This is a genomic window from Aureliella helgolandensis (assembly GCF_007752135.1).
In the GTDB taxonomy this organism is placed as follows: domain Bacteria; phylum Planctomycetota; class Planctomycetia; order Pirellulales; family Pirellulaceae; genus Aureliella; species Aureliella helgolandensis.
The window spans coordinates 5,823,395-5,836,442 of the sequence record NZ_CP036298.1; the positions used below are offsets into that span (position 1 = coordinate 5,823,395).

Below are 13,048 nucleotides of genomic sequence, written 5' to 3' on the forward strand. Positions count from 1 at the left end.
AGCCGTTGAGAGCTACTAGCAAGTAGCGAATGCATTGCACTAATCAATAGCCGAATTGTGGCATCTCGAACTACTAAAACACTGATCCTTGCCGGTGCAAATTCATCTGCAACGCTGCTGACCCTCGTCCTGGCAATGGTCCTCTCGCGGATTTTTTCCAAGTCCGAATATGCGACCTTCCGGCAGAGCTTGCTTGTTTTCACCTGTGTTGCTCCACTTCTAGGTCTTGGCCTCGAGAAGAGCGTGCTGTACTTCATCCCGCAAGATCCGGCTAAGGCTCGCCGAATCTTTATCAATGTTGTCGTCGGTACGCTGGCAACGGGAGTGTTGTTCGCCATTGCCTGCATATTGCTAGGCCCTCACTTTTTAGCAAATCAATTCAATAACCCCGCTCTAAGAGAGACAATCCCTTGGGTTGGATTGTTCGGCATTGGGATGCTCTTAAATGCCATAGCGGCTCCCGCCATGATGGCACTAGAGCGTGTCACGTGGGCTGCGTACTGGTCACTCGGTAGCCGGTTGCTGACCTTTGCAGTAGTAATGCTCTCGCTGCTAGTAGAAGCGACCCCGGTTTCTGCCGTGCGGGCGATGAGTCTAGCCACGTTCGTCGTCGGCCTCCTTTCGATAGGCCTGATTGTCAGCGCTTCTCACGGACAGTGGGAATTACCGAGCCTAATAGGCATCAAGGAACTCTTAAAGTACGCCATTCCGATATCGGTGGCATCAGTCCTAGAGGGGCTGGCGATGTCACTAGACCGGGTGTTGGTATCCATGTTATGCACACCGGAGCAGTTCGCCGTTTTTTCTAATGGTGCCATGGAAATTCCGTTCATCGGGATTATTACCGGCGCGGCGATGGCGGTGATCATGCCAGACATGGTGCGTGCCTTCACAAGCGGTGATGTTCCAACGGGTCATCGTCTGTGGTGCGCCGCCTCGAAAAAGGCTGCACTTGCGATCATTCCCCTTGGCGGCTTGCTCTTTGTGCTAGCACCTTGGTTGATGGTCTTGCTTTATTCGTCCGCCTACGCGGAGGCAGCAAATCCATTCCGGCTCTACCTTTTGCTGCTACCAGCACGTGTCATGTTTTTCGGAGCCATATTCCAGGCAGCAGGACGGACGGACATCATACTCTGGCGAGCCTGCGGCACATTGATCCTTAATGTACTGGTGAGCTATCCACTGATTGTTGCCTTTGGTATTTCCGGAGCAGCCATAGGCACTCTCATAGTATTTTGGGGATACGTCATCCCACACTGCATGTATTATTCAGCTCGAATACTTAAGATCCCAATTCGTAGTGTGCTACCACTCAATCACCTCTTAGCTCTACTTGCGATAACAGGCCTAAGCATAGTCGGTGCGTTTGGCATCACTAAGATTGTTCCGTCTGTTGGTGTCTACCAAGCATTTTTAGCCGCCTTTACTTACACTCTGTTATGCAGTGCAATGCTGACTGCGATTGTGGGGCCAAAACAGATTCTGGCAACTGTTAAGACAATTTGTGCCAGATAACATTCACAAGAACGTGAATCGCACTTTGGGCCGCTAACACAATTGCGTTGCGACTATCCATCCCTCATTGATGCTGGCCGCTTTCCAACAAATCGACTTACGACTTGCGACCACTTTAGAACATCGACTTAGCTGCTCGAAATGGAGCAAAGTCGATTCTAAAGCTACTACCTCCAAGATTTCCACTGACGATCAGCGATCCTTCCATGCAAATAAAGCGAGCGATAGGAAACGGGCTGCGATTTATCTTTCGCCCCATAAGTCGGCGTATTTCGCCACTACCAATAGGCTTGTTTATTGCCAATTTCGTAGTTCAACGCATTCTACGGATTAACAGCGCATATCGATTCTCGATCCACTTCACCTCCAGGGTAGCTGGACAGATAGAAATAGGTGAGAACGTCTGGAAATCCTTTGCAATTAGCGGAGGTTGCTATGTGCAAGGCATGAATGGGATCGTAATTGGTGATAACACACTCTTCGCACCTAACGTCGTAATGATCAGCGCAAACCATGTCCCCGGTGACTTGACACGATGGGAAAAAACGGGGCCAATCCGTATAGGAAAAAACTGCTGGATAGGCGCAAATTCAGTGATCCTCCCCGGCGTAGAACTCGGCGACAATGTGGTAGTAGGTGCAGGTGCAGTTGTCAGCAAATCTTTTCCGAACGCCTGCGTGATAGGTGGAGTTCCGGCCAAAATCATTCGTCAGTTATGACTCTTACGCTTAAATGCCTAACCTTACTGCCGCTGGCTCCGACCATGTTGTGTGTAGCTAGCCTCCTTCCAACCAATTCGACGCTGTCCCATTAAGTGCTATTCTTCAATATGGGTGCAGGTCACTATTTCAATCGGAATGTAGTGAGCTTTCCATACCATCAATTTTTTGTTTGCGAGGTTTAGATGCCACTCAAAGTTCTCACCGTGATCGGTGCGAGACCTCAATTTATCAAAGCCGGCCCAGTTGCAGACGCAATGGCCAAGGCCGGAGTCGAGGAAGTTCTGGTACATACCGGACAGCACTTCGATGCCAATATGTCGGATGTATTCTTCACGCAACTGAATATACCAAGGCCCAAGTATAACTTAGGGATCGGTGGGTCGTCCCATGGCGATATGACCGGCCGTCAACTTATCGAGCTCGAGAAATTGTTGATCGACGAACAGCCCGATTGGGTACTCGTATACGGAGATACGAATTCGACTCTCGCGGGTGCGTTGGCCGCAGCCAAATTGCATATACCCATCGCGCACGTAGAAGCTGGGCTGCGTTCCTTCAATCGTCGTATGCCTGAGGAAATCAATCGCATTCTGACCGACCAACTCTCAACCGTCCTGTTTACTCCGACCTCGACTGCGACAGAGAACCTCCGAAGAGAAGGGGTGGCTGAGGAGCGAATTGTCCAGGTGGGTGATGTAATGCTGGATGCTACCACGCAATACAAAACACGAGCGAACGAGCCAGAATGGTTTGCGGCAACCGGGCTTCAGAAAGGCAACTTTGTTCTTTGTACGATCCATCGCGCAGAAAACACCGATTCTCCGGAACGTTTGCAAGCGATTTTCGAAGGCTTAGCCGCTTCCAATCGCCCTATCGTAGCGCCCATTCACCCCCGCACGCAGAAGTGTCTTGACCGGCTCGGCATAGAGATTGGTGACAACATTCGGTGCGTTCCACCTGTGGGATACCTCGAGATGAATTGGTTGGAAGCCAACTGTGACCTCGTTGTCACGGATTCTGGCGGAGTGCAAAAGGAAGCCTTCTTCCACGGAAAATACTGCTTAACGATTCGCGATGAAACAGAATGGGTGGAGTTGATCCAGATCGGCGCCAACTCCCTCATACCTGCGGACTCTGCTGCAATCTGCACTGCCCTCAAGACCCCTTACCCATTCCCATCTGAGGTCCATCCCTACGGCAACGGAACAACCGCAACTCAGATCGTAGAGTTCTTGCAGAGAGAGCTTCGCCCCTTCCAATAGGCCCAGCCTCTCTTGCGTTTCCGCTACGACAACTACTCTACTAGCGTTCTGCGTTAGATGGATCCATTCCCAATGAAACTATTAGTTATTTCCCACTTCTACCCGCCTCTCAACAGAATGGCTTCATCGCGGCCATTGGGATGGGCCCAACTCGGACAAAAACTCGGCCATTCAGTAACCGTTCTAACATCTGCAAAACACGAGTTCCACGGCCCTCTGTCGCTGCTTCCTGATACTTCAGGAGCGACCTTGATCGAAGTGGAGTACCCCTTGGTCGGCCTAATGAAACGCCTGCCTTCGGAGTTGCTCCGAAAAGTAGCTTTTCGCGTCCTGAAATTCCTGTGGTTGCTACGTGCACTCGCCTTGGTTTTGTTTGATCCGCGATTAAAAGGAGTCGACGTAGTAATCTCGACCTATAGCCCTGTTTCGACCATTTTACTGGGATATGCCTATCGCAAGCTGCGTAGGAAGTGCGTGTGGGTTGTCGACTATCGGGATCTGTGGACAGACAACAGCTACCGTGCTGGAAGAGGACGGCTGGCCGAATGGTATGGCAGGAAGGTCCAACGCGTTCTGCTACGGGCAGCAAGTTTGATTACCACCGTATCGGAATCGCTTCGCGATCAGCTTCGTAAGCTAGTACCTGACAAGCCTGTCACGGTTATCTACAACGGGTTCGATGCATTAGATGATGCAGAGGCGCGTGTAACCACTGCGGATCATGAAGCTAAAGAGGACGCATGCAAGATTGTCTACACCGGTACGATCTACACTGGCAAACGCAGTCCTGAACCATTGTTCAAAGCGGTAAACGAATTGCTTCTCGAAGGGAAAATCACGAGGACACAGCTGCAGCTTGAATTCCTTGGAGACAGGCTCGGTAATGTGCCTCAACTCCTCAAAAGCTACGACTTGGAATCCTGCGCCCATTGCCCAGGGCAATTGTCCCGAGAATTGTCGTATCAATCTCAACGCAATGCGTCTCTGCTTCTAATGTTAGGGTCGAATGATCCAGGAATTCTAACTGGAAAAATATTCGAGTACCTCGCTGCCGAGAAGCCCATTTTGGCACTTGGGGACGAAGCCGATTCTGCGGTTGGAAAGTTGCTTTCCAGCACAGGCTGTGGAGTAGCGGTGGGAACAGATGTGGAGGAGATCAAATCACTGGTATCAGCTCTTGTTCGCGAGAAACGCTTTGATCCCTACGCGCCAATCCAGACTGAAGTAGACCGCTATAGTCGCGACTCGCAGGGAAAAGCTCTCTTTGAGCAGATTGCGGAACTTCAAGATGCTCCTTGTTAACGCTCGGAATGGTCACGCCCCCTTCTGAGAAACATAGCTCTCCCAAGTGTTGAAAAGTATGCCAGATTGCGAGACATATGAAGTTACCGTTGTAATGGCGGTCTACCGTGGAATTGATACATTGCCAGTTACATTGGCAAGCATCATGCAACAAGAGGATGTCTGCTTCGAAGTCGTCTTGATCGACGATGGTAACACGCCCGTTGATCGAGAGGCCCTTATTTCGATTGCTGCTCCCTATCCTAACGTTCGAGTTATACACAACTCAGCCAACCGTGGACTCACCAAATCACTGATTGCAGGTTGCGAGGCGGCTAGCGCTCCATTCATCGCACGAATCGACAACGGCGACCTCATGCTTCCCAACACTCGATTGCGGCAGCAGGCAGATCTGTTGCGAGCACACCCAGAAGTTGGCATTGTTGGAGGAGAGACCGAGTTTCTAGATCTCATCAATGGCGGACGCTATTGCTCCAAGTTTGGCAGACGGCACTATCCTTGTGGTGAAACAGATTCAGGCGCGATGCTGTTTATCCACGTAACCGTCATGTTTCGTCAATCCACCTATCAAACCGCTGGTGGCTACGACGCGCAACTTCGGGTTGGTCAAGATACGGACCTATGGCCGCGCATGCTGCGTGTGGCAGAGGGAGTGGTCGAACCCATCGTGTACGCGGTTGCGCCGATGGGACCGAACTCTATCTCTGTCAAAGAGAATAACACACAAATCTGGGGGAAGATTTCGCGGATTTGGCACGAAGAACACAATGGCGGAAACTTGATCAAGCGAGTGTTCTTCAAGACATCGCGCGTGATCCCAGAATTCCTTAAGTTGCTGCTGCCTGCCGGAGTACGCGTACGAATGCGTTACCAGAAACACATGAACTACCTAGGAGCGATAGCTCCAGAGGTTAGAAAGTCACTAAGCAACATTGCAGCTTTTTATGCTATCAAGACTGAGAAATAGAGGGCAATGAATTTCATACAATCATTGAAAAAGGCAGCCATGGATTCTCCGCTCGCCTTCACGGCGATGCGCAGTGCCCTTGGCGTTAGCAAGCTTGCTCGACGGAAACTGAGCCGCAGAAGGCTGGTCGTTCGGGGGAACTATGTTGCCGCCATCCCCAACTACCGCCATATGTTCTGTGGCTATTACGATCATTCCCCCTTCTGCCCCACTGATGAAAATCTCGTATTGGTAAATCTAACCAATGCCTCGATACTCAGCGCACCGACTCCTAAAATCCCGATTTGTGCTGCGGTCATCAACGTCGATAAGGGAGTCATTGAAGAGCAATTGGGAATCACTCATGCTTGGAATTGGCAGCAAGGTTGCAGACCGATTTGGTTCAATCAAGCTTCATGGATTTACAATTACTTTGACAACGATCGGCGAACGTACGGAAGCGTTACTGGAACCCTAGGATCCAGTGAACGCAAGATGCTGTCCCTCCCAGTGCAAGAAGTGAGTTCTCGAGGAAAGTTCTACTCGATCGACTACTCAGTTCTAGCAGACCTACGCCCGGACTATGGGTATTTCTGCCACTCAGCGTCAACTTCAGATCCTGGCGATGCAGGCCTAACGGAGTTTGATGAAACGGGGCACCATGAAGTCTGTCTTCTGAAAGTCAAGGATCTACAGGAGCAGACCGAACAACGACATGCTGCCCGCATTTCAAAACCAAAAATCAATCATGTACTGAGCTCTCCGAACGGAAAGCAACTTATTTTCATGTTTCGATATTATGTTGGCTCACATCGAACCACCGACGTCTTCCACTACTGCCTGGAGAGTTCTGAGTTTCGCCCTATCATCTTAGACCGTGGCGTAAGTCACTATTGTTGGATGAGCAACGAAGAACTTCTTTTTACAGGGCAGGGCGAAGAAGGTTTTGGATACTATCGATTTCATGTGGGAGAATCTAAGACTACTTGTTGCGAAGTAATGGTTGACGGTCATCCAGTCGCGCTAAATCAGCATTCAATCCTGTCGGACAGCTATGCTAATAGCCAGGGCATCCGACAGCTTTGGCAAGCCGACTTTGAACAGACGCCTTGGAAACGCAACGTAATATGTGAGACGGTGGAACCCTGGTACCTATGGGGAGAACGCCGCTGTGACATGCATCCATCGATTTCTGCCTCAGGAAAACGATGGCAAGCCGACGTTGTTAGCCACGGGCGGCGCAAAGTGCTAATCGGACAATTTTAGCTAGTAGATAGGTAGAAGGGCTGGACGCACGCGAACCAGTTCAGCAAGCAATGCTAGAAGTCCATTTCAATAAAATAAGTGAATTTGAAGACTTGGCGATACAGAGCCCCTCTTCGACCTCCAATCGACGTCCAACCACGTGTTCCTGCTATCTTACGCAACCTCTTGAATCAGCTTCAATCGTAGCAAGTATCACAGAAATATTGTGTCTCCAGCAGTTCGACACCTTCGACACCTTCGACACCTTCGACGGCTCCAGCGAACCTCACGCGCCTGAACACGATCTGCAGTATTCCCTTCAAGTATACAATTATGCAAACTAGCACAACTTGGCCGACGACTCACATTGCAACTCCGGCCAAGGTTGAAAAATACAGCTTTCCGCATGCAGCCACAGCATTCTTGCTGGGCTTCGGCGCGATTCTCTATATCCCCGTACTCGGAGATATCAAAGTTGTAGATCTATGCGCGATTCTTGCCTGGACGACTCGTGTCAGTTACCTGCGATTTGACAACCGAGCTTTTACCTGTCTAGTCACATGTTTCCTGCTGGTTTGCGCTGCTGGTTTCTACTCACACTTCGCAACGACTTCAATGAAACCCTACCTAGCCGCAATTGCTGCACTGGTCAGCGCCCATGTAGTGGTCTCCATGCGGTCCTATGAGATTCGGTTGCTACTAGCCGGTCTTGCGATCAGTACGACTCTAGTCCTGCTTTGGACAGCCTTGTCCGGGTACCTTCCGATACCGACTTTTGGACTCAATCTGCGATACTACTCGAGGTTTGGCGCTGCGTATACAGGCACAATGACAGACCCCAATCGGTTTTGTCTGGCATTGTTAATTACCCTTTCGTTGGTCGTCAGTCTTGCGATCACTCAAAAGAAGGCGTTCCTCTTTTGGATGTGGGCATTCTTTATTCTGGCAGGTGCTTATCTGACTCAATCCAGAGCGGGAATGGGCTTGGCGATCCTAATTGTCGCACTTGGTGGCGGGATCTTGCTGACCAAAAAGCAAATTACCCAAAAGGTAGGAATTATCGGAAAACTGATTCCTGCTTTCGTCGTGGCCGCATTGGCAGTCTTGTCCGTTAGGACAATCATTCAAGTAACAGTAATTAGCGACAATTTCCGTTCCTCCCGGCTGGGCGAGAAGATTAGCGACAAAGGCACATCGCTTGAAAATGACCCAAGATGGCAAATGGCAATGCAAGGGATTTCCTCGTTCACCGAAAACCCCTTGGGGTTGGGAATGGACGGGTACTTGAACCGCTACTACGAAACTTCGCACAACAGCTATATTGAACTAGCCGTAAACGGCGGAGGGCTGGCCATTGCTGTCTACCTCCTTTTCCTGTGGACAACTGGTGGTAAAGTTCTCAACTCACTCAACCGCAGCCGCCAAAAGCTGCCGGGGCTCTGGTACGGATACTTTGGATTTCTGTGTTTTGTTGCCATCGCATTATTCCAATTTACAATGCAGATACACTACCTCTCCTTTGCCTATATCATTCTTGGATTGTTGGCCAATCCGCTGCTGCATTTGGAATCAAGATGCACCAAGCGGGTCTTGCCGTCAATTCAGTAGTTGCCAACATTCAATGGCGAGCCGCCCTCGGTAAGAGCATACGGTTCTCTAGCCGTGTCAGCAGACGCGTGGGCTTGGTTTTGATTCGTATTCCTTCCTCAGGTTGTCCCACACACACCCTACTCTGATTCAATTGCAGATTTGAATGGTTCGAAAACGGTTAGTGATTGTAACCACCGTCCCTGAGACTCTTGAGACGATCCTACGTGGACAACCACGCTTTTTGACGTCTCATTTTGAAGTGTCCGTAGTCACGTCTGACACCAAGGCTGCCCAAAGAATCTCTGCGGACGAAAATGTGCCAGTCCAAACTGTCGAAATGGAACGGCAGATAAGCATTTTTCGCGACATGCGATCTGTCGCATCAATGATTTTCACCCTCAGGAAGCTCAAGCCCGACATCGTGCATTCCTACACTCCCAAAGCCGGCTTGGTGACCATGCTGGCCGCTTGGGTCACTCGCGTCCCTACCCGTATCCATACGTTTACGGGACTCGTTTTCCCAACATCGACCGGTTTTAAACGGCAGCTGATGCTGTGGGCAGATCGAGTGATTGCGCGGTGCGCGACTTGCGTCGTCCCCGAAGGAGAGGGAGTGCGAAACGACTTGATCAAGTACGGTGTCACGTCCAATCCAGCTGCAGTTATTGGGCATGGAAATATTGCTGGAGTAGATACAGCGTACTTCCAGCCAACTGTCGAGGCAGAAAGCACTCCGCTCCCGCAGGCAATTCAGGAAGCTAAACGCAATGGCTCTTTCTTTTTTGGTTTTGTGGGCCGTTTGAATCGTGACAAGGGCCTCGCAGAGCTGACGGGGGCCTTTTCGAGACTGCCCGACAACTGTCACTTGCTAGTGGTCGGCGCTCTGGACGGCACAGCCCCAGCAGACGCAGAAACGATGGCGTCCTTGAAACAAAATCCACGTGTCCACCTCGTCGGATTTCAGAAGGACATACGCCCGTTCCTGAATGCCGCTGACGTCGTGGTCCTCCCCAGCTATCGAGAAGGGTTTCCGAACGTGCTGTTGCAAGCGGGGGCGATGGCGAAACCTGTCATCGCAACCAACATCAATGGATGCAACGAAATTGTGGAGGAAGGGAAGAACGGATGGCTGGTTGAGCCCCGCGATACCGAATCCCTCTTTCTCGCTATGCAGGCTGCGTCCACGACCCCTTCGCTCGATATTCAACGACTGGGTTCACAAGCACGCGCACGAATTCAAGAACGATTTGAACGCAGTGGATACTGGCAAGCCTTGCTGAAATTCTACGAATCGAGAACGGCTCTCCAAGAAGGCGCCCCATGAACGTGTTGATTGAAATATTAAACGAGATTTTGGATGATGCGGGCCGGGAGACGGTGAGCGTGCTGTCGCCGAATTTGCGGCTGAAGGAGGATCTTGGCATGGATTCTCTAGAAATGGCCGTGCTGACGGTTAAGCTCGAAGCCATGACTGGCGTAGACGTCTTTGCAAACGGTGTGGTGCGGACCATTGGCGAAATTCAAGAGCAATTAAGTGCATAACCGATTGTTCTACTGCGACTTGTCACAACCTCAAAGAGTCTCCTACTCGGAGCTCCTGGGAGAGGTCTTGACGCTCCCAGCAATTCCTCGTTGGATTCAGTCAGGCAACTTCTACGAGTTGTTCACGCTACTGGTGGCTGCCATTGATCGCGATGCCTCGCTAATCCTCGTTAATGAAGCTCTGCCTCAAGAAACCATCTCCAATTTCGTCGGCGACCTTGGCGATAGCCCTGCATCCGACGCTTCCTCGCAAGCCCTCAACAAAAGCACGACGGCTCACACCGAGACGGGGCAAGAGCGGCAGTGTCGCTTGCTGGTCGAGCTCTCAATGGCGAACGAGTCGGACTCTCCCTGGTCAAACGCTGTTCAAAGCTGGCTGCACAACTCCAAGGCGAGAATTGGAATTTTGACTTCTGGCTCGGGGGGACGCCCCAAACTGGTCGAACATACGCCAGCCAGCTTGGCACGCGGCGTGCGAACTGGCCCCAACTATGCGAACCACGTCTGGGGACTCGCCTACCATCCAACTCATTTCGCTGGATTGCAAGTCTTCTTCCAAGCCTTCTGCAACCAAAATGCGATGATTCGCCTGTTCGGACTGGATGCCCCCACCATGCATGCCTCCATCGAGCAAGAAGCAATCACTCACATCAGTGCAACTCCCACGTTCTTCAAGCAGTTGTGCGTCCCCGAAGCGATTTTCCCACAGGTTACCCAGATCACGAGCGGGGGCGAATTGGCACCATCCAATCTTGCATCCATCCTCCAACAAGCGTTTCCCAGCGCCAGCCGGCTAAACGTCTACGCCTCAACCGAAGCAGGCAGCCTACTGGCCAGCGAAGGGGATCTATTTCGCGTCCCGTCTCGTCTGACAGACCAAATTAAGGTGATCGATGGGCAACTGGCGATCCACCGATCCCTATTGGCCACTTCAGTGCAAGAGCGGTGCGATGACGAATTCTACCTCACGGGAGATGAAGTCGAAGTCATAGATTCCCAGGGAACCGACGACGAACGATTGGCGTTCCGGATCACTTCGCGACGCAGCGACATGATTAATGTAGGTGGTTACAAAGTCAATCCGGTGGATGTCGAGGCGGCACTCCTGCGTATCGGAGGAATTGAAGACGCCCGTGTTTATGGACGTGAGAACTCGGTAACGGGCAACATCGTCTGCTGCGACATCGTCCTATCCGCCGGGGCAAGCCTGAACAGCAAGAGGATACGGCAAGCCCTGAGTGGAAGCTTGCTCGACTATCAGCTTCCACGCATCATCCAGTTTGTGCATCAGCTCCCCACCACAGCAACAGGAAAAAGGGATCGGAGAGTATGAACATCTTGCTCACAGGTGGTTCACGTGGACTTGGGCTGGTCGTCGCCCAACGTTTGCTGGCACATGGCGATCACGTGTTGATTGTCAACCGTGAGCCGACTGACGAACTCGCTGTTTTGCAACAGCAATACCCTAGCCAAACGACCTTTATTGCCTGCGATCTCTCCCACACAGATTCCATCAAGAAGTCGGTCTTCGACGATGCCATCGGGCATGAGACTCCGCTGCATGGATTTATTAATAATGCAGCAACCGCGTATGATGATTTAATTACCAACTTGAACATGGAGGCTACCGAACAGTTGTTCCGCACCAACGTGTTCGCCCCGATGCTGTTAATTAAGTATGTGATCCGCAACATGTTGCTCCACAACATCTCGGGCTCCCTCGTTCACGTTTCCTCAATCAGTGCTCACACGGGCTACAAGGGATTGGCCATGTACGCGTCGACCAAAGGATCCATCGAGGCATTTTCCCGGACCACCGCTCGGGAGTGGGGGAGCAAGGGGATTCGATCAAATTGTGTGGTAGCAGGGTTTATGGAGACGACGATGTCCGCCACGCTATCCAAGGAACAACGCGATCGCATTTATCAGCGGACCGCCCTTAAACAGCCGACCTCCCTCGAGTCTGTCGCCGACTCCATCCTCTTTCTACTTTCTGCGGGCAGTCGCTCCATCACGGGACAAAATATATTCGTAGATTCAGGGACGATTTAATGACGCTGCCCATTCTGATCGTATTCGGCGACAAGACGGCCAACGAAGTCCTAGAAACAGCGCAATTGGCAAGCGGCAAATGCTTTAGCCGCATTGAAAAAGTTTACTTTGAGCCCCAATCCTTCTCGTCGGAGATCCTACCCGCGCTGCAAGCCAGCGATGGTGAGATCTATTACACGATTGGCGTCGCTAACGTTGCAGTAAAACAAGCGATTCGCGATCGCTGTGCGGCACTCGACTGGAAGCCTTTTTCGGTGGTTCACCCTACCGCCGTGGTTGCCCCCTCCGCACGACTCGGCCAAGGAGCATTTATCGGTCCCCTCGCAGTTATATCGAGCAATGCGATGATCGGAGACCATTCGATTATCCACATCCATGCTTCTGTCGGGCATGATGTCGTAATCGGAGAGTTTTGTGCGGTACTGCCAGGTGCAAGGATCAGCGGTCTGGCGCAGCTCGAGGATCGCGTCTTGATTGGGAGCAACGCGTTTGTAGCAGCTGGAGTTCGCCTGCAACACGATTCGCAAGTGGATGCGTTAACCTACGTTCGCCAGGAACTGGCGGCAGGCCATATCGCCTCGGTGCGTAGCAAACGCCCCGTTAAACGGCCAGGATTTTAGATACGAAGTTAGAGGTACACAGAGTTTTCAACGCACCAGTCGCTGGGGCACTCGACACTCCCCGTGCCAGGGTGCCAGGGTGCCAGGGTGCCAGGGTGCCAGGGTGCCAGGGTGTGGACGAGCACGAGCACGAGCACGAGCACGAGCACGAGCACGAGCACGAGCACGAGTAGGAGTAGGAGTAGGAGTAGGGTAGAGCGGGGAGGGAGGCTCCTTGAACTTGAAGCAGCTTCTTGGAGAAATGCTGCTGGG

12 protein-coding genes are annotated in these 13,048 nt (G+C 51.6%); all 12 read left to right on the forward strand.

Features of this window, described 5'->3' with window-relative positions; all coding sequences use genetic code 11:
- Positions 1–57: 57 nt before the first annotated feature.
- A complete protein-coding gene (locus Q31a_RS20430; protein WP_145082043.1) occupies positions 58–1,515 on the forward strand; it encodes a lipopolysaccharide biosynthesis protein in 1,458 nt (485 codons plus the stop codon).
- Positions 1,516–1,721: 206 nt separating this feature from the next.
- A complete protein-coding gene (locus tag Q31a_RS20435; RefSeq protein ID WP_145082045.1) occupies positions 1,722–2,234 on the forward strand; it encodes an acyltransferase in 513 nt (170 codons plus the stop codon).
- Positions 2,235–2,419: 185 nt separating this feature from the next.
- A complete protein-coding gene (gene wecB, locus Q31a_RS20440) occupies positions 2,420–3,499 on the forward strand; it encodes a non-hydrolyzing UDP-N-acetylglucosamine 2-epimerase (RefSeq protein ID WP_145082047.1) in 1,080 nt (359 codons plus the stop codon).
- Between the two features lie 72 nt (positions 3,500–3,571).
- The gene (locus Q31a_RS20445) at positions 3,572–4,801 is read left to right on the forward strand and encodes a glycosyltransferase (protein WP_197355435.1); all 1,230 of its coding nucleotides are present in this window, start codon (positions 3,572–3,574) and stop codon (positions 4,799–4,801) included.
- A 58-nt stretch (positions 4,802–4,859) separates the two neighbouring features.
- Positions 4,860–5,768 carry a glycosyltransferase gene (locus tag Q31a_RS20450; protein WP_145082051.1) on the forward strand — a complete coding sequence of 303 codons (909 nt, stop codon included), beginning with the start codon at positions 4,860–4,862 and terminating at the stop codon, positions 5,766–5,768.
- Between the two features lie 6 nt (positions 5,769–5,774).
- Complete coding sequence (locus tag Q31a_RS20455) at positions 5,775–7,013, forward strand: hypothetical protein (RefSeq protein ID WP_145082052.1); 1,239 nt, start codon at positions 5,775–5,777, stop codon at positions 7,011–7,013.
- A gap of 312 nt (positions 7,014–7,325) precedes the next feature.
- Positions 7,326–8,600 carry an O-antigen ligase family protein gene (locus Q31a_RS20460; RefSeq protein WP_145082054.1) on the forward strand — a complete coding sequence of 425 codons (1,275 nt, stop codon included), beginning with the start codon at positions 7,326–7,328 and terminating at the stop codon, positions 8,598–8,600.
- A gap of 145 nt (positions 8,601–8,745) precedes the next feature.
- The gene (locus tag Q31a_RS20465) at positions 8,746–9,906 is read left to right on the forward strand and encodes a glycosyltransferase family 4 protein (RefSeq protein ID WP_145082056.1); all 1,161 of its coding nucleotides are present in this window, start codon (positions 8,746–8,748) and stop codon (positions 9,904–9,906) included.
- On the forward strand, positions 9,903–10,124 hold the full coding sequence (locus Q31a_RS20470) for a phosphopantetheine-binding protein (RefSeq protein WP_145082058.1): 222 nt from the start codon (positions 9,903–9,905) through the stop codon (positions 10,122–10,124). The genes Q31a_RS20465 and Q31a_RS20470 overlap by 4 nt, the downstream gene beginning before the upstream one ends.
- Entirely contained in the window at positions 10,117–11,457 is a 1,341-nt protein-coding gene (locus Q31a_RS20475; RefSeq protein ID WP_145082060.1) for an AMP-binding protein, read from the forward strand. The genes Q31a_RS20470 and Q31a_RS20475 overlap by 8 nt, the downstream gene beginning before the upstream one ends.
- Positions 11,454–12,176 (forward strand): SDR family NAD(P)-dependent oxidoreductase, encoded by a 723-nt coding sequence (locus Q31a_RS20480; protein ID WP_145082062.1) that lies wholly within the window; start codon positions 11,454–11,456, stop codon positions 12,174–12,176. Before Q31a_RS20475 ends, Q31a_RS20480 begins: the two co-directional genes overlap by 4 nt.
- A complete protein-coding gene (locus Q31a_RS20485; protein ID WP_145082064.1) occupies positions 12,176–12,796 on the forward strand; it encodes an LbetaH domain-containing protein in 621 nt (206 codons plus the stop codon). Before Q31a_RS20480 ends, Q31a_RS20485 begins: the two co-directional genes overlap by 1 nt.
- Positions 12,797–13,048 lie beyond the last annotated feature (252 nt).